A 506-nucleotide genomic window follows, 5' to 3' on the forward strand; every position below is an offset into this window, starting at 1 on the left:
CATCAAACATTCACACCAGGATGTCACACCAGGGGAAAATGTCGTAGTATTATAATCATAAAAAAGAGGCACCCATTGGGTGCCTCGCTTATTTAAATGCATTGTTAAATTAAAATATTTTAGAAATCAATTTTGACATTGACCCCATAATTTCGACCCGGTAAAGGAGCTAAATATTTTAGTTGAGAAGAAGCCGGTCTTGCTTCAGTATCGGTGAGGTTATTAATCATAAAATCGACAGAAACATCAAGTTTATCTAAATGATATTTTTTACCTATACCTGCATCGACTAAAGTATAGGAAGGAAAAGTAATATCTCCACCATACATTAATCCGCCACTTTCTTTTTGTTTTTTATAGTAAGTAGCGCTACTAAATGCGGTTAATTCACCGTGTTGGTAATTAATACTGACACCATGTTTTTCGTTAGGTAAGTTTGGTAAATAATTACCGGCAATAAATAGCTTTCTTTTACTTTTATTTTCGACAAAATCACCGAATAGCGT

1 pseudogene is annotated in these 506 nt (G+C 33.8%); it reads right to left on the reverse strand.

What is annotated here, in order from left to right:
- Positions 1 to 119: 119 nt before the first annotated feature.
- Positions 120 to 506, reverse strand: a pseudogene (locus ABN217_RS20530) (TonB-dependent receptor plug domain-containing protein); the annotation flags it as partial.

This window comes from Proteus sp. fly-1067 (assembly GCF_040139345.1).
Lineage (GTDB): Bacteria > Pseudomonadota > Gammaproteobacteria > Enterobacterales > Enterobacteriaceae > Proteus > Proteus vulgaris_B.